This is a genomic window from Polaromonas sp. CG_23.6 (assembly GCF_029892315.1).
Lineage (GTDB): Bacteria > Pseudomonadota > Gammaproteobacteria > Burkholderiales > Burkholderiaceae_C > Polaromonas.
Map to the genome: position 1 here is coordinate 700,435 of NZ_JARXUY010000001.1, position 16,460 is coordinate 716,894.

Here is a 16,460-nt window from a genome sequence, read left to right on the forward strand (position 1 = left end):
CTTCAGCGCTTGCGCAGCGTGAACTGCATCACGCTGGTGTTGCCCTGCGCAAAGGCCGCTTCGCAGTAAGCCAGATAGAACTCCCAGATGCGGATGAACTTCTTGTCAAAACCCAGGCGCAGCACGCGTTGTTCCTGTGCCAGGAAGTCGTCGCGCCAGAGCCGCAGCGTGCGCGCATAGTCCTGGCCAAACGAAAACTCGTCAACGATGTCGAAACCCGCCGCCTCGGCCTGCGCCCGGAATTCGCGTGGACACGGCAGGCAGCCGCCCGGAAAGATGTACTGCTGGATGAAGTCGGTCGAGCCGATGTAGCGCTCGAACAGCGCGTCGTCAATCACGATGCTCTGGATGCAGGCATGGCCGCCGGGCTTGAGCAGGCGCGCCACGGTCCGGAAGTATTCCGGCCAGTATTCGCGGCCGACGGCCTCGACCATCTCGATCGAGCAGATGGCGTCGAAGGGCGCGTCGGGCGTGGTCTTGCCAATGTCGCGGTAGTCCTGCAATCGCAGGTCGGCTTTGTCGGACGCGCCCAGGCGGGCCATGCGCTGCTTGGCCCATTCGAGCTGCTCGGTGCTCAGCGTCACGCCGACGACAGAGGCGCTGAATTCGGTCGTTGCCATTTCAGCCAGCGCGCCCCAGCCGCAGCCAATTTCAAGCACGCGGTCGCCCGGTTTGACCTGCGTCAGGCTCAGCGCGCGGCGCACCTTGGCCATTTGGCCCTCCACCATCGTGGTTTCGGGCGACTCGAAAATCGCCGACGAATAGTTCATGGTCTTGTCCAGCCACAGCGCATAAAACGCATTGCCCAGGTCGTAATGCGCATGGATGTTCTTTTGGCTGTTGGCCTTGGTGTTGCGGTTCAGCAGGTGCTTGACGCGGTAGGCCAGGCGCCCCAGCCAGCTGCCGTAAATCGCGCTTTCGACTTCCTTGCGATTGATGATGAGCAGTTCCATCAGGTCGGTCAGGTGCGGTGTCGTCCAGTCGCCGGCAATATAACTTTCGGCAAAACCGATGTCGCCCGATCGCAGTGCGGCGCTGCACGGTTTCCAGTTGTGCAGGTGCAGGCTGGCCATGGGCGCCGTGCCCGAGCCAAAACGCTGCAACGCGCCATCGGGCAGTTGCACCGTGAGCGTGCCGTGCTTCAGGCGCCGCAGCATCTTCAGTGCGGTACGCGCGGCGCCGGGCGCGTCGCGGGGGATGGGCTGGATGGCGGGAGCGGAGGTCGGGTTGAGAGTGGTCATCGCGTCACGGTATTTTTGGGAAGATCGGGTTTTCTGACGAAGGGAATGCGTTTTCGCCACAGCCTGAAGGCCTGGTAGTGGATGCGCGCCATCACGCCCAGCGTCATGGCCGGGTAGCGCCACAGCGCCTTGCGCAGGCTGGCGCTGGTCAGTGGCTCCAGCGTGCCGCTGACGCTGGTCTGCAGCACTGCGCCGCAGGGGTCGTCCAGGTTGTCGTGGTAGTCGATGCGGGCAACGGTGTTGTGCACGCCGTTGCTGTCGCTGCGCAGGAAACGAAAGCGGTAGCCGCCCGCCAGGGTGCAAAACGGCGAGACATGGAACACCTTGTCGGCGCTGAGTTCCTGGCCGTACCGGGGCGCGTCGAGCAAGTAGCAATGGCGCTCGCCAAAGGTGTTGTTCACCTCGACGACGATGGCGCGCAGGCTGCCGTCCGGCCGGTGGCAATACCAGAAGCTGACCGGCTTGAAGGTGTAGCCCAGCACGCGCGGGTAGGTGTGCAGCCAGGCTTCGCCGTTCGCATCTTCCACGCCTTCGCGCAGCAGCAGGGCGTCGAGCCAGGCCAGCGCGTTGTTGCTGCCGTCGCCATGGTCGCTGTCGAAAAAGCTCAACGCGCCGCTCCGGTTGTGCGCCAGCGCGCCGCTGCCGTTCTGCTGCAGGCTGCGCATCGGCAGCATGAGGAAATAGGTGGGGTAGTTGAAGGCGTTGGCGACCGGGCGCAGACGCTTGTGCAGGACCTGGCCAAAGCCGATCAGCGGAACGTCGCGCACGGGCAGGCGGGTCATGCCGGCACGCCTTCCAGGGCCGGCACCGCTTGTGCGTGCTGCGCCAGCAGCAACCGGGCGGCGTTCATGCCCGACTTCAGGCCGTCTTCATGAAAACCGTAGCCGGTCCAGGCGCCGCAGAAATAGCTGTGCTGCCGCCCCTGCAATGCCGGCAGCTGTTGCTGCGCCTGGGTCGCGGCCAGGTCGAACACCGGGTGCATGTAGTCGTATTCGCCCAGGACGTGGGCGGGCGCAATGTCCTGCAGCGGATTGAGCGACACCAGTACCGGCTGGGGAAAAGGCAGTGGCTGCAGCATGTTCAGCAGGTAATGCAGGCACACGCCGGCCGATTCGCGCTCGATGCCGGCGGCGCGCTCATAGTTCCAGGCCGCCCAGGCGATCTTTTTTTGCGGCAATACCGACGAATCGGTGTGCAGCACGGCGCGGTTCGCCTGGTAGCGGATGGCACCCAGCGTTTTGCGCTCGGCGCTGCTGGCGTCCGGCAGCAGCGCCAGCGACTGGTCGGAATGCGTGGCCAGCACGACCTTGTCGAAATGCTCGATGGCGTCGCGCGTGATGATGCGCACGCCGCCGCGCAGCGCCCCGGCGTCGCGCTCGATGCGCTCTACCGGGGTGTTCAGCCGCTTGTCGGCAATGCCGGCGATGATTTTTTCAACATAGTGGCGCGCACCGCCCTGGACCGTCCACCACTGCGGCCGGTCGGTGACCTGGATCAAGCCATGGTTGTGGCAAAAGCGGACCATGGTGGCCACCGGGAACTGCAGCATCTGGTCGGTCGGGCAGGACCAGATGCAACCCATCATCGGCAAAAAATACCAGTCGCGGAACTCGGCTGAAAACGCCTGGTCACGCAAAAAATCGCCCAGCGGCTGCACCATGGCGGCCTCGGCGTTCGACAGCGCCAGCGCGGTGGTGATGCGGTTGAAGCGAACGATGTCGCGCAGCATGCGCAGGAATTTCCAGCTGACCAGGTTGCCGCGCTGGGCAAATACGCTGTTCAGGCTGGAGCCGCTCCATTCCAGCAACCTGCCGCCTGCCGCGCCGGGCGCCTTGACCGAAAACGACATGTCCGAACGGGCGGTTTCTACGCCCAGTTCTGCAAACAGCGCGATCAAATTCGGGTAGGTGCGTTCGTTGAACACCAGAAAACCGGTATCTACCCCGTGGGTGACCGGGCCGTGTGGGGTCGGCAGCGTGACATCGACGGTGTTCGTGTGGCCGCCGAAATAGTCGCCCGCCTCAAACAGCGTGATACGGGCCTGGCCTTTTAGCGCATGCGCCGCCGCCAGCCCCGAAATACCCGAGCCGACGATGGCCGCCCTGGGAAGCGAGAGGCTCATGCCCGCGCTCCGGGGCCCGTGGGGACTGTAAAAATGCTGCGAAGCGTCCCGGTGCAAACAAGGGAGTGAGGGAGGAGTAAAACCGCCCCGGGTGTACAGACCGGCCTGAAGGGCCGGAAAGGCTTCGCAACAATGAAGCTGTACTGGCCTTGGTCCGGCGCTGTGGCGCTGCGGGAGCAAGGCAAGCTGTAAGAGTGCCTGCCGCCTGATCGAGTTCCCCTGCACGGGGTGGTTGGCCTGTAAAGTTTTGTCAAGCCGTTGATGGTTTTGGCGTGCGCTGTGTTCATGGGCGGGCCAGCTGCTTTTCAATTTCTGCAACGAACTTGGGACTGCCGGGATCGGCCATCGAGTTGAAGGCCGTTACGGCCAGTCCGTCGCGCGAAATGATGTATTTGTAGAAGTTCCAGCGCACCGGCGTGCTGCTGGCAGCGGTTAGTTGCCTGAACAGCGGGCTGGCGTCTTGGCCGCTGACGGCGGTCTTGGTGAACATGGGAAACTTGACGCCGAAGGTGCTCTCGCAAAATTCCGCGATGTCCTTGTTGCTGCCTGATTCCTGCGAAAAGTCATTCGACGGAAAGCCCAGCACCACCAGGCCGCGTCCCTGGTATTTGTTGTACAGCGCTTCCAGGCCCTTGTACTGCGGCGTGAAGCCGCAAAAGCTGGCGGTGTTGACGACCAACACCACCTTGCCGCTGTACTGGCACAGTGACTGCGGTTTTTCGTCCTGCAGGCGCAGTACGTTCTGTTGCAAAACGGCAGGGCACGCCTGGGCCGGCGCTCCGGGCTGCGCAGCCCTGGCCGGAGAAGCAGCCAGCGCGGCGCTGGCAAGCAGCGCCAGCGTCACGGGAATGAGGGGAAAGGCTTGCATCGCTTGCTCTCAGGACAAAAGGGTTTGAGCTTATACGCACCAGCTCGGCCGATGGATTCAGATTGTTGATGATGGTGCACCGGATTGACCCGTCGTGCCGGTGGCGGCTTTTAATCGCCCTGAAAGCACTTGTCCTGGTGGTGTTTTGCTGAAATCAACAACAATCCGGCAAGACAACATCCGGTACGCGCCAGAGTGCGTACTTGCTGACTTAGGAGATCCCATGCTTTACCCCGAATTGTTCAAACAGCTCGAAGCTGTCCGCTGGAATATGGAAACCGATATTCCCTGGGCCACGTTCGATGCGTCGCTGCTGACCGACGAGCAGGCCCAGACCATCCGCATGAACGCGATCACTGAATGGTCGGCACTGCCGGCGACCGAAATGTTCCTGCGCGACAACCGGGGCGACAGCGATTTCTCGGCCTTCATGTCAATCTGGTTTTTCGAGGAGCAAAAGCATTCGCTGGTGCTGATGGACTACCTGCGGCGTTTCAGGCCCGAGCTGGTGCCCACCGAGGCCGAGTTGCACGCGGTGCGCTTCGAGTTCGAGCCTGCGCCGCCGCTGGAAACGCTGATGCTGCATTTTTGCGGCGAAATCCGCCTGAACCATTGGTACCGCTGCGCCAGCCAGTGGCATACCGAGCCGGTCATCCAGCAGATCTACACCCGGCTCAGCCAGGACGAGGCGCGCCACGGCGGCGCCTATTTGCGCTACATGAAGCGCGCCATCGCCACATCGGGTGACGAGGCCCGGGCGGCCTTCGCCAAGGTCGGTGTGCTGATGGCCAGCGCCCGGCGCACCTCCCAGGCGCTGCACCCGACCAACCTGCATGTCAACAAAAGCCTGTTTCCCCGCGACACCATCCAGAGCCGCCTGCCCGACCCCGAGTGGCTGGACCACTGGCTCGACACGCAGATCCGCTTCGACGCGGTGTGGGAAACCAAAGTGGTCGAGCGCATCCTGCACAATCTGGGGCTTTTGCTGGGCCAGCCGTTCAAGACTGTCCAGCAGCTCAACCACTACCGCAAAGAAATCGGCCGCCAGCTCGCCGCAGCCCAGGCGCTGGACCCTGCCTGAAAGCCCTATGAAGCCGCCCGCCTTTTTGAACAAGATCGTCAACCGCAACGACGCCGCCGATCGTCTGGCCGCGCTGCCCCGGCCGGTGGTGTTCACCAACGGGGTGTTCGATGTGCTGCATTGCGGTCACGCCACCTACCTGGCGCAAGCCCGCCAGCTCGGTGCCAGTTTGGTTGTGGCACTCAATACCGACGCCTCGGCCCGTCGCCTGGGCAAGGGCCCGGACCGGCCGCTGAACCCGCAGGACGACCGGGCGGTGCTGATGGCGGCGCTGGAATCGGTCAGTTTGGTGACGTGGTTTGACGAGGACACGCCGCTGGAATTGATTGCCGAACTCAAGCCCGACGTGCTGGTCAAGGGCGGTGATTACGACATGGACACGCTCGCTGAAACGGCGGTGGTGAAGGCTTATGGCGGCCGGGCGCTGGCGATTGCGTTCGTTGAGGGGTATTCGACGACGGCGTTGGTGAAGAAGATTCGCGCAGGGTCTTCTGGGGCTTGAACCTGGTTTTCATTCAAGGCTTGCATCGCTGGCTGTTGAATTCTTGTCTTTGTTTGCTCTGTTTGATTTTGCTGGCCGGGGGTTGCCCGGCGGCAAGTAACTTTCTTTTGCTTCGCCAAAAGAAAGTCACCAAAGAAAAGGCGACCCGGCTGCCTGGGTCCCTGCGCTTCGCTTCGGGCAACCTGCGCTGCCCGGGAAAAGCGGGGGTCCGCGCAAACTCGCTGCGCTCAAACAGCGCGCGGCCCTGATCCCGCTTTTCCCGGTCATCACCGGCCCAGCCAGAACGGGGTGGGGAAGGAATTCGGGTTCGGGAGCGGGTTCGGAGTAAAAAGCGCTCTTTACTTTGATGGCGCAAGCGCAATCAGCTATTAAATTTGTAGCATCATGATGGATTGGGCGCTACGGATGCTTGACTTCGGCTGTTGGTTTTTGTTTTTCCTTTCCCCACCCCTTCTGTCTGCGCTGAGGAACGGAGCTTCAGGCGGATCAGGGCCGCGCGCTGTTTGAGCCGCAGGCGAGTTTGCGCGGACCCCGCCTGAAGCGAGTACCGCAGGGTGCCCGTAGCGAAGCGTAGGGTCGCGGACAGCAGGGGTCGCCTTTCTTTGCTTACTTTCTTTGGCGATAGCCAAAGAAAGTGAGTAGCCGCCGGGCTACCCCCGGCCAGCCCAACCAGGCGGAGCCAAGCAAGCTACGAATTCAATAGCTGGCAGCGCACGAATTCATTGCGCAAAACGCAAAAACAGCCTGAAAATGCGAACCTCATTCAAAGCCCCACCTGCGCAAAAGCTCAAGGCGCCACATCCCCAGCCCGCACCGCCGCCCCCTCCACCGACTTGCCCCGCACCCGCCCCGCCATGCGCCGGATGAACTGCTCGAGATCATCCATATAGGTAAACACCGCCGGCACCACCAGCAAACTCAGCACGGTTGACGTGATCAGCCCGCCAATCACCGCCACCGCCATCGGCGAGCGAAAGCTTGAATCGGCCGCGCCAAAGCCCAGCGCAATCGGCAGCATGCCCGCGCCCATCGCCAGCGTGGTCATGATGATCGGCCGGGCGCGCTTGTGGCAGGCGTCCAGCAGCGCATCCCAGCGGCTCATTCCTGCCACCGCCGGCCGGCCGTCGCTGCCGTCATGCCCGCGCCGGGCCACGATGGCGTACTCGACCAGCAAAATCGAGTTCTTGGTGGCAATGCCCATCAGCATGATCAGGCCGATCAGCGAGGGCATCGAAAAGCTCTTGTCGGCGATCAACAGGCCGACGAAGGCGCCGCCCAGGGACAAGGGCAAGGCGGCCAGAATCGTCACCGGGTGCAGGAAGTCCTTGAACAGCAGCACCAGCACGATGTAGATGCACAGCACGCCGGTCAGCATCGCCAGGCCAAAGCTGGCGAACAGCTCGCCCATGACTTCGGCGTCGCCGATTTCCACCACTTTCACGCCCGGCGGCAGGTTTCTGACGGCGGGCAGCGCCTTCACCGCCTTGGTCACGTCGCCCAGTGGCAGGCCTGACAGCTCGATCTCGAAGTTGACGTTGCGCGAGCGGTCGTAGCGGTCGATGATGGCTGGACCGCTGGCGATTTCCAGCGTGGCGACCTGGCCAAGCATCACCGGCCCCTTGGCGCCCGGCACCGACAGGCGTTCGAGCACGCTCAAATCCTGGCGCGCGGCATCGGCGAGCTTGACAACGATCGGCACCTGGCGCTCGGACAGGTTGAGCTTGGGCAGCGCCACGTCGTAGTCGCCCAGCGTGGCGATGCGCAGGGTTTCGCCGATGGCGGCGCTGGTCACGCCCAGGTCGGCGGCGCGGGCAAAGTCGGGCCGCACGGCGATTTCGGGGCGGATCAAACTGGCGCTCGACGCCACGCTGCCCAGGCCGGGAATGGAGCGCAGGTCTTTTTCGACCGCGCGCGCGGCCGAACTGAGCGCCAGCGGGTCTTCGCTGGTCAGCACCAGGATGTATTTCTCGCCCGAGCCGCCCAGGCCGACCTTGCTGCGCACGCCGGGCAGTTGTTCCAGCGCGGTGCGCATCTTGTTTTCGATGCCCTGCTTGCGCGGCCGGTCGCCGCGCTCGGCCAGCAGCACGGTCAGCGTGGCCTTGCGGGTTTCGGCCGCGCCCGAGCCGGCGAACGGGTCGCTGCCCGCCGTGCCGCCGCCAATCGTGGTGTAGATGCTGCGCACATGCTCGACCTTGGCAATCAAGAGCCGCGCCTGCTCGGCGGCAGCTTCGGTCTGCTTCAGGCTGCTGCCGGGCTGCAACTCCAGGTAAACCTGGGTTTGCGAGTTGTCGTCGGGCGGAATGAAGCCGGTCGGCAGCAGCGGAATCAGCGCAATCGAGCCGATGAAAAACAGCGTCGCCGCGACCATGGTGACGACGCGGTGCTTCAGGCACCACGCAGCGGCGCGCATGTAGGCCTTCAGCCAGCCGGGCTCCTTGTGGTCGCCGACGATGGGTTTCAAAATATAAGCCGCCATCATCGGCGTCAGCACCCGCGCGACGATCAGTGACGCGGTGACGGCCAAGGCCGCCGTCCAGCCGAACTGCTTGAAGAACTTCCCGGCAATGCCGCTCATGAAAGCCGTCGGCAAGAACACCGCGACCAGCGTGAACGTGGTGGCGACCACCGCCAGGCCAATCTCGTCGGCCGCCTCCATGGCCGCCTGGTACGGTGTCTTGCCCATGCGCAGGTGGCGCACGATGTTCTCGACCTCGACAATCGCGTCATCGACCAATATGCCGATGACCAGCGACAGCGCCAGCAGGCTGATGATGTTGATCGAAAAGCCCAGCACATACATGCCGATGAAGGCCGGAATGACCGACAGCGGCAACGCCACCGCCGAGACAAAGGTGGCACGCCAGTCGCGCAAAAACAGCCACACCACCAGCACCGCCAGAATGCCGCCTTCGTACAGCAGGTGCATCGAGCCGTCGTATTCCTCCTCGACCGGCTTGACGAAATTGAAGGCTTCGGTCAGTTCCAGGTCGGGGTGCTGGAGCTGAAGGTCTTTCAGCGCCGCCTGCACCGCCGCGCCGACGGCGACTTCGCTCTCGCCCCGGCTGCGGGCGACTTCAAAACCGACCACCGGCTTGCCGTCGAGCAGCGCGGCCGAACGCGGGTCGGACACGGTGTCGCTGACCGTGGCGACGTCGTTCAGGCGGATCTTGCGGCCGTCGCTCAGCGCCAGTTCGAGTTCGCCCAGCGCCTGCGCCGACTTGACGGTGGCCAGCGTGCGCACCGGCTGCTCGCTGCCGCCCAGGTCGGTGCGGCCGCCGGCACTTTCGGTTTGCACCTGCTTGAGCTGGCGCGAAATGTCCGAGGCCGACGCGCCCAGCGCCTGCAATTTGGACGCGTCCAGCGCCACGCGCACCTCGCGCGACACGCCGCCGACGCGGCTCACCGCACCCACGCCGCGCACCGCCAGCAGCTTGCGTGAAATGTCGTTGTCCACAAACCACGACAGCGCTTCCGCGTCCATGCGGCTGGAGGCCACGGTGAAGGCCAGGATGGGTTGACCGGCCAGGTCAACCTTGGTGACCACCGGGTCGCGCACGTCGGCGGGCAGGTCCGAGCGCACCCGCGCCACGGCCGAGCGCACATCGTCCACCGCTTCCTGCACCGGCTTTTCCAGCCGGAATTCGGCGGTGATGCTGACGCCGCCGTCCTGCACCTTGGTCATGATGTGTTTGAGGCCCTGCACCGTGGCAATCGAGTTCTCCAGCTTGCGGGCGACCTCGGTTTCCAGTTGCGCCGGCGCCGCGCCCGGCAGCGAGGCCGAGACACTGACCGTGGGCACGTCGATGTCGGGAAAGTTCTGCACCTTCATGGCGTTGAAGGACAGGATGCCGCCAAAAGTCAGCAGCACGAACAGCATCACCGCCGGAATCGGGTTCTTGATGGACCAGGAGGAGACGTTCATGGCGTTGCTCCTGTTTTAATAGCTGCTGAAGCAGGTACAGATTGCGCGGATGCCGTATTTGATTCAGATTCCTGAGCCACACGAACCAGGTCGCCGTCGTTCAGGAAGCCAGCACCATTGACGACGATGCGGGTGTCCGCCGGCAAGCCTGAAACCACCTCGACGCGATCGCCTGCCAGCCGGCCGGTCTGCACCTTGAGCTGGCTGACGCGGTTGCCTTCGCCCAGGCGGAACAGGTAGTTGAAGCCGTCGCGCACCACCAGCGCACGCTGCGGAACGGTCAGCGCGTCGGTGGCGCCGAGCTCGAATTCCCCACGGGCAAACATGCCGGGTAATGCAGCCCCCACGCTTGCCACTTCGTGTGCTGCGCTGCCCCCCGAGGGGGCACTGCGCCTGCGGCCCGGCAAAGCCGGTTCCGCGGCCCCTGCTGGGGAAGATAACCCCGCGCTTGCCCTGGTCATGGCCGGCAGGTCGACATACACCAGCGCCGCGCGCGTCTGCGGATCGACGCTGGGCGCGACCATGCGCACCCGGCCGCGCAACTCGCCGCCGCTGGCCGGCACCACGCTGACCGGCGTGCCAATGGCAATGCGGCCGAGTTCGGCCGAGGTGACTTCGGCGCGCCATTCCAGCCGGCCCTGGCGGATCATGCGGAACAGCTCGGCGCCGCTGCCGACCACCGAGCCGACGGTGGCAGTACGCGCTGAAATCACGCCGCTGTCGGGCGCCAGCACCTGCGTCTGCCGGCCGCGCAACTGCTGCGCGCCCAGCACCGCCTGCGCGGCTTCGGCGCGGGCTTTGGCGGTTTTCTCAGTGGTCTGGTACTGGTTGATCTGCTGCGTGCTCAGCGCGCCCGAGCTTTGCAGGCTGCGCGCCCGCTCGGCGTTGCCAGCCGCGTCGGCGGCATTCGCCTGGGCCTCTAACAAGCTGGCGCGCGCCTGCGCCACGTCGGCCTGCACGCTGTCGGTCGAAAACGTCGCCAGCACCTGGCCGGCCTTGACCACGTCGCCGACGTTGACGCGCACCTCGGTCAGGCGCAGGCCGGTGGATTCGGCGCCGATGACGGCCTCTTGCCAGGCGGCGATGTTGCCGTTGGCCGACAGCCGGATCGGCAGGCGGGTGGTTTCAGGCAAGGCGGCCGTCACGGTGAGCGCTGGCTTGGGCGCGGTCTGGGCACCGGCCGCTGTTGCCTCGGGCTTGCGGGCAGACACGTAGAAGAACGCGCCAGCCGCCAGGGCGACCACCACAAAGCTGATCACGACGAGGGGTTTGAGTTTGAATTTTTGCATGGCGTGAAAAAAAATAAGGACGAAGGGCGGGTTCAGCGGCGGGCGGGCACGCCAGCAGACGCGTGGCTGGATGCGGCTGGCGGTACGAACGTGGCGGCGGCAAGGGCGGCAGTGGCATCCGCTGCGGCGTTGGTCTTGCCCTGGTTGCCGGCCTGCGCCATGAGGGGCGTCCAGCCGCCGCCCATGGCGCGGTACAGCGCCACCCAGGCAGTCAGGCGTTCGCGTTGCAGCGACACCTGCGTGGTCTGCGCAGCCAGCTGGCTGCGACGCGCGTCTTCCAGTTCGACCAGGCTGGCCAGGCCGCTCTGGTAACGCGCTTCGGTGCCGGTGAACGCGGCGCGGTAGCCGGCCACTGCGGTTTGCGCATCGCTTTCGCGCGCAGCGGTGCTTTGCAGGCTGACCAGCGCTTCTTCGACCTCGCGCACGGCCTGGCGCACCCTGGCGCGGTAAATCGCGGCGGCTTCGTCATAGCGCGCCTGGGCGGCCTGCACGTCGGCGACGCGTCGCCCGCCGTCGAACAGCGGCAGGCTGAGCGCCAGCGGGCCGATGGACCAGGTCGTCAGGCTGGCCGACAGGCCACCACTGCGAAAGTTCGATGCGCCAATGGAGCCGCCCAGACTCAGGCGCGGATAGCGCTGGGCGTCGGCGCTGCCCACGTCCGCGCTGGCCGCCGCCACGTCGCGCGCGGCGCTGAACACATCAGGCCGCTGCGCCAGCGCGTCAGCGGGCACGCTTGCTATTGAAAAAATAGCTGATTGTGCGGATGGATACTGCGCCAGAGCCACTTTTTGCTTTAAATCGGACTCTGGCAGGCCGCTCAGTGCCACCAGCGCCTTGAGGTCCAGTTCGCACTGGGCGCTTTGCTGCGTGGCGCGGCCGCTGGCTTCGGCGGCGCTGGCCCGCGCCAGTGCATCGGTGGCCGGTGCGGTGAAGCCGGCGCGGGTGCTCAGGCCGGACAGGCGCGCGGTTTCCTGGCGCGACGTGGCGTCGGTGCGCGTGATCTGCGCCAGCTGGTCGCAACTGCGCAGGCTGTAATACTGGTTGGCGACTTCGGCCGCCACCGACACCCGGGCATCGTGCCATTGCGCCTCGGCGCCGGCCAGGCGCTCATCGGCGGCATTGCGGCTGGCGCGGTTGCCGCCGAACACATCGATTTCCCAGCTGGCCTGCAAGCCGCCCTGGGTGGTGGTGACGATGGGCGCCAGATCCGCCCCGCCGCCGCTTTGCAGCGAACGCCCCCGGTTGACGCTGGCCGAGGCATCGAGCGACGGCCCCAACGCCGCGTCGGCCGCGACCCGCGTGGCGCGTGACTGCTCAATGCGCGAGCGTGCCGTTGCCACCGTCGGGCTGACGGCCTGCGCGGCGGTGATCAGCTCGACCAGCAGCGGGTCGCCTTGCTGCTGCCACCATTGGGTCAGGTCGGTCAGGCTGCCGTGGTGCGGTTTTTCCGGCAGTCCGGCATGCGCTGCGGGACCCGCTTGCGGCGGCAATGGCGCGGACCATTGCGCGGGCACGGGGGCTGACACCGCGCCGGGAACGTTGGCCGTGGCGCAAGCGCCCAGCCCCAGCGGCAGCAGGACGCAAAAAAGGACGGTGTGGGGTTTCATGCGGCGGCGTTGCTGTGAGGTGAAGGGGCGGGTGTTGAGGCCTGCGCGGGGGCGGTGCTGCGCTGCGCCGCTTCGATGTTCACCATGGCTTCGGCGTAATTCACCATCTGGTCGCACCAGGCGTCGATGCCTTGGGGGTCGAGCAGCCGGGGGCGGATGGCCTGCACGATGTCGCGCGTGACGAACAGCTGCACGGCCAGGCCGGTGATGCTGAAGGCCAGCCGGTGCAAACTGTCATCGGCTTTATTCAAGCCCAGGTGGCGGCCCAGCCGCGCCACCAGCGCCGCATGCGCCGGCTTGATGCCGTTGTCGATCTCCTCGGCCCAGACGCCGGTCGGTTCAAGCATTTCGCGAAAGTGCAGGCGGGTGCATTGCTGAACCAGTTCGCCCTGCTTCATCGGGGCCAAAAAACTGGCAATAAAACCGTGCAGCGACTGGCGCAGGCTCAGGTCCGGCTGGTCGAACAGCGCCAGGTCGTTTTCGGTGCAGCCCATCGGTTCGGTGAACGCAGCGCGGTACAGCCCGGCCTTGTCGCCGAAGTAGTAGCTGATGGCGGCAAGGTTGGCGCCGGCGGCCAGCGCAATCTCGCGCGTCGAGGTCTTGGCAAAGCCTTTTTCGGCAAACAGCTTGAGCGCGGCATGCAGCAGCAGCAGCCGGGCTTCAGCGCCGTCGGAACGCTGCTTGCGCGGCTCGGCAGCAGAGGGGGTGGAGTCGCTTGAAATCATGTGCCAAATTACAGCACATAAGCCAGTCAAACGTTTGATTTAGTTAAATCAGTCGTTTGACTTGAAGCAGGCAAGCCACAATGCCTGAATGGCATCGCGTTCGGCCTGCAATGCGGGCGGCGTGACCTGCGTGGGTTCTTCGTTCAGGCGCGCAAGGTGCTGCACGCGCCGCAGTTCGCGGTAGGCGCTGGCAGCCTGCTGACCCACGTCGTCGGGCAGCAGGCCGACCATTTCCGCGCGCTGCAGCAATGCGATGTTGCCGACGTTGTCGACCAGTTCGGGGTGCTGTGCGGCCTGCGACAGCACCAGGAACTGCACTGCGAATTCGGCATCGACCATGCCGCCGACGCTGTGCTTGACGTCGAACTTGCTGCCCCGGACCGGGCGCGCACTGCGGACTTTCTGGCGCATCTCGACGATTTCACGGCTCAGCGCCTGCGGGTCGCGCGGCGCGGTGATGACTGCCCGGCGCACCTCGTCAAAACGCTGGCGCAGCGACTCGCTGCCGAGCACGAAGCGGGCGCGCGTCATCGCCTGGTGTTCCCAGGTCCAGGCGGTGTTGCTGCCGCGCCGTTGCTGGTAGTTGGCAAAAGACTCGAACGGCGTGACCAGCAGGCCGGAATTGCCGTTGGGCCGCAGCGCGGTGTCAATCTCGTACAGGTCGCCTTCGGCGGTCTTCAGGGTCAGCCAGTTGATCAGCTTGCGCACAAAGCCGGCATACACCTCGGGGGCGCGTTCGTCGTCATCGTCGTAGACAAAGACAATGTCCAGGTCGCTGCCGTAACCCAGTTCCTTGCCGCCCAGCTTGCCGTAGGCAATGATGCCGAAGCGGGGGTTTTCGCGGTGCCGGTTTTTCAGGTGCTGCCAGCACCAGTGCACCGTGATGTCCAGGATCACCTCGGCCAGCGCGCTCAGGTCGTCGGCCACCTGCTCGACGCTGAGCACGCGCTCGACGTCGCGTGCCAGGGTGCGGAACACCTCGATATGGTGGGCGTGGCGCAACAGGCTCAGGCAGGTTTCCTCGTCATCCTCGCCGGTGCGCCGCAGCGACGCCAGGCGCTGCTGCAAGTCCCGGGAAAAGGCGGCGGCGTCAAAGCGTTCATGCATCAGCTCGTCGCTGGCAAGTTCGTCGATCACGCCGGGGTGCTGCATCAGGTAGCGCGCCGGCCACTTGGCCGCGCCCAGTAACCGCAGCAGGCGTTCGTGCACCGACGGACGCTCCATCAGCAGCGCCAGGTAGCTTTCGCGCCGCAGCAGCGGCTCGATCCAGTCAATCAGCCGCAGCGCGGCTTCTTCGCTGACCTTGCCTTCCATCAGCCACTGGGCAGTCAGCTGCACCAGGCGGCTCAGCCGGGCGCGCGAGTCCTCGCGCAGCGCCAGAATGCGCGGGTGCTGGTGCCATGCCGCCAACCGGCTCCGGAACAGCTCCGGCCAGTCGAGCGGCAACTGCTCCAGCAGGTCGTCAAGCTGCTTTGCCGGCGAAGGGCCTTGCCGGCAGCCCTTGCATTCGGGCTGGCCGCCGAGCAGGATGTCGAATTCGCCGGCAACCAGTTCGCGGTGCGCGTCCAGGTCATGCAGGAACAGGCAGCCGTCGGCGTAACCCATGGTCTCTGCAATCCAGGCGAGGTCGTCGTCGCGGGTCGGCAGCACATGGGTCTGCTGGTCGTCCAGGTACTGGATACGGTGCTCGACGCAGCGCAGGAATTCGTAAGCCCGCGCCATGGCGTCGGCGGTTTCCTGCGGCATCAGGCCGGCATGCGCGACGCGCTGCAGTGCGTCCAGCGTGGAGCGGGTACGCAACTCGGGGAACTGCCCGCCGCGCACCACCTGCAGCACCTGCACGGTGAATTCGATCTCGCGGATGCCGCCACGCGACATCTTCACGTCGTTGGCGCGTTCCGGGTGGCCAGCGCAACGCTTGGCCGCATGCTCGCGGATCTGCCGGTGCAGCACCCGCAGCGCATCGAACACGCTGTAGTCGAGGTAGCGGCGAAACACAAAGGGCAGCACGGCGCCGCGCAAGGCCTGCGCCGAACCATCCCCGATGCATTCGAGCGGCGCCACGATCCGGCTCTTGAGCCAGGCAAAGCGTTCCCATTCGCGGCCCTGCGCCTGAAAGTAGTCTTCCAGCCCGACGAGCGAAATCGCGGCCGGGCCCGAATTGCCGTTCGGCCGCAGCGCCAGGTCGACCCGAAACACAAAGCCGTGCTCGGTTGCCTCGCCAATCAGGCTGAACACCGCCCTGACCTGGCGCGCGAAATACTCGTGGTTTGAAATCTGTCCCCGGCCATCGGGCTGGCCGGCGGTCTCGCCGTCATGGTCGTAGACATAGATCAGGTCAATGTCGCTGGACACATTGAGCTCGCGCGCGCCCAGCTTGCCCATGCCGACCACCCACATCCGCGCCAGCCCGCCGCCCACGGCCTGGGGCGCGCCGTGCTGTTCATCGAGTGCCGCGCGGGAGTGCTGCATCGCCACGTCAAGCGCCAGTTCAGCCAGTTCGGTCATGGCGCGGGTCACCACCTGCAGTGGAACGCCAGACAGCGAACCACCTACAGCGCAGGGACTCTCCAATCCAGCAGGGGCCACCCAACCACACACAGTGGGGGGCGTGGGGTCATCCCCCTGCAAGCCAGAGCCGCGGAACTGGCTTTGCCAGGCCGCAGGCGCAGCGGCCCCCTCGGGGGGCAGCGACCCGCAAAGCGGCGGAGCGTGGGGGTCATCCCCCTGCAAGCCAGGGCTGCGGAACTGGCTTTGCCAGGCCGCAGGCGCAGTGGCCCCCTCGGGGGGCAGCGACCCGCAAAGCGGCGGAGCGTGGGGGCTACAGTCCAGCACCACCAGCCGTTCCAGCACCAGCTGGCGCAGCACACGCAGCGCAGCGCCGGTGCCCAGTCCTTTGGCCAGCAGCGCATCGAGTGTGGCCTGCATCGCCGGACGCAGTGGCGCGCCGGCGGCCAGCAGCGGCATCTCTTCGGCATAGCGTCGGCGAATGCGCTGGACGAAGCGCGAGTAAGACGGGGTGTCCGGCAAGGAATCAGGAGGAATCGACCCTGCAGAAACGAGGGTTATTGAACAGTCAGTCGAGGAATCAGTCATCACAACA

The 16,460-nt window shown here is 65.4% G+C and carries 11 protein-coding genes; 2 read left to right on the forward strand and 9 right to left on the reverse strand.

What is annotated here, in order from left to right; translation table 11 throughout:
• Positions 1-2: 2 nt before the first annotated feature.
• The 4 genes from H4V98_RS03380 to H4V98_RS03395 form a co-directional block, all read right to left on the reverse strand.
• Positions 3-1,241, reverse strand: a complete 1,239-nt coding sequence (locus tag H4V98_RS03380; protein WP_196864507.1) for a cyclopropane-fatty-acyl-phospholipid synthase family protein — start codon at positions 1,239-1,241, stop codon at positions 3-5.
• Positions 1,238-2,023, reverse strand: coding sequence for a DUF1365 domain-containing protein (locus H4V98_RS03385; RefSeq protein WP_196864506.1), 786 nt, complete (start codon positions 2,021-2,023; stop codon positions 1,238-1,240). Before H4V98_RS03385 ends, H4V98_RS03380 begins: the two co-directional genes overlap by 4 nt.
• Complete coding sequence (locus tag H4V98_RS03390; RefSeq protein ID WP_280757272.1) at positions 2,020-3,363, reverse strand: FAD-dependent oxidoreductase; 1,344 nt, start codon at positions 3,361-3,363, stop codon at positions 2,020-2,022. Before H4V98_RS03390 ends, H4V98_RS03385 begins: the two co-directional genes overlap by 4 nt.
• A gap of 283 nt (positions 3,364-3,646) precedes the next feature.
• Positions 3,647-4,231 carry a glutathione peroxidase gene (locus H4V98_RS03395; RefSeq protein ID WP_280757273.1) on the reverse strand — a complete coding sequence of 195 codons (585 nt, stop codon included), beginning with the start codon at positions 4,229-4,231 and terminating at the stop codon, positions 3,647-3,649.
• Between the two features lie 223 nt (positions 4,232-4,454).
• Between H4V98_RS03395 and H4V98_RS03400 the strand changes: the two genes are divergently transcribed.
• Together H4V98_RS03400 and rfaE2 are read left to right on the forward strand one after the other, a co-directional pair.
• Positions 4,455-5,312 carry a ferritin-like domain-containing protein gene (locus H4V98_RS03400; RefSeq protein WP_280757274.1) on the forward strand — a complete coding sequence of 286 codons (858 nt, stop codon included), beginning with the start codon at positions 4,455-4,457 and terminating at the stop codon, positions 5,310-5,312.
• A 7-nt stretch (positions 5,313-5,319) separates the two neighbouring features.
• A complete protein-coding gene (gene rfaE2, locus H4V98_RS03405; protein ID WP_196869989.1) occupies positions 5,320-5,814 on the forward strand; it encodes a D-glycero-beta-D-manno-heptose 1-phosphate adenylyltransferase in 495 nt (164 codons plus the stop codon).
• A gap of 787 nt (positions 5,815-6,601) precedes the next feature.
• On the opposite strand, the gene H4V98_RS03410 is transcribed toward rfaE2, so the two are convergent.
• The 5 genes from H4V98_RS03410 to glnE are packed head-to-tail and all read right to left on the reverse strand — an operon-like array spanning position 6,602 to position 16,453.
• On the reverse strand, positions 6,602-9,736 hold the full coding sequence (locus H4V98_RS03410; RefSeq protein ID WP_196864501.1) for an efflux RND transporter permease subunit: 3,135 nt from the start codon (positions 9,734-9,736) through the stop codon (positions 6,602-6,604).
• The gene (locus H4V98_RS03415; RefSeq protein ID WP_196864500.1) at positions 9,733-11,025 is read right to left on the reverse strand and encodes an efflux RND transporter periplasmic adaptor subunit; all 1,293 of its coding nucleotides are present in this window, start codon (positions 11,023-11,025) and stop codon (positions 9,733-9,735) included. Before H4V98_RS03415 ends, H4V98_RS03410 begins: the two co-directional genes overlap by 4 nt.
• A 32-nt stretch (positions 11,026-11,057) precedes the next feature.
• Positions 11,058-12,632 carry an efflux transporter outer membrane subunit gene (locus tag H4V98_RS03420; protein ID WP_280757275.1) on the reverse strand — a complete coding sequence of 525 codons (1,575 nt, stop codon included), beginning with the start codon at positions 12,630-12,632 and terminating at the stop codon, positions 11,058-11,060.
• Positions 12,629-13,357, reverse strand: a complete 729-nt coding sequence (locus tag H4V98_RS03425; RefSeq protein ID WP_280757276.1) for a DUF1956 domain-containing protein — start codon at positions 13,355-13,357, stop codon at positions 12,629-12,631. Before H4V98_RS03425 ends, H4V98_RS03420 begins: the two co-directional genes overlap by 4 nt.
• Before the next feature lie 48 nt (positions 13,358-13,405).
• Complete coding sequence (glnE, locus tag H4V98_RS03430; RefSeq protein WP_280757277.1) at positions 13,406-16,453, reverse strand: bifunctional [glutamate--ammonia ligase]-adenylyl-L-tyrosine phosphorylase/[glutamate--ammonia-ligase] adenylyltransferase; 3,048 nt, start codon at positions 16,451-16,453, stop codon at positions 13,406-13,408.
• Between the last annotated feature and the right edge of the window lie 7 nt (positions 16,454-16,460).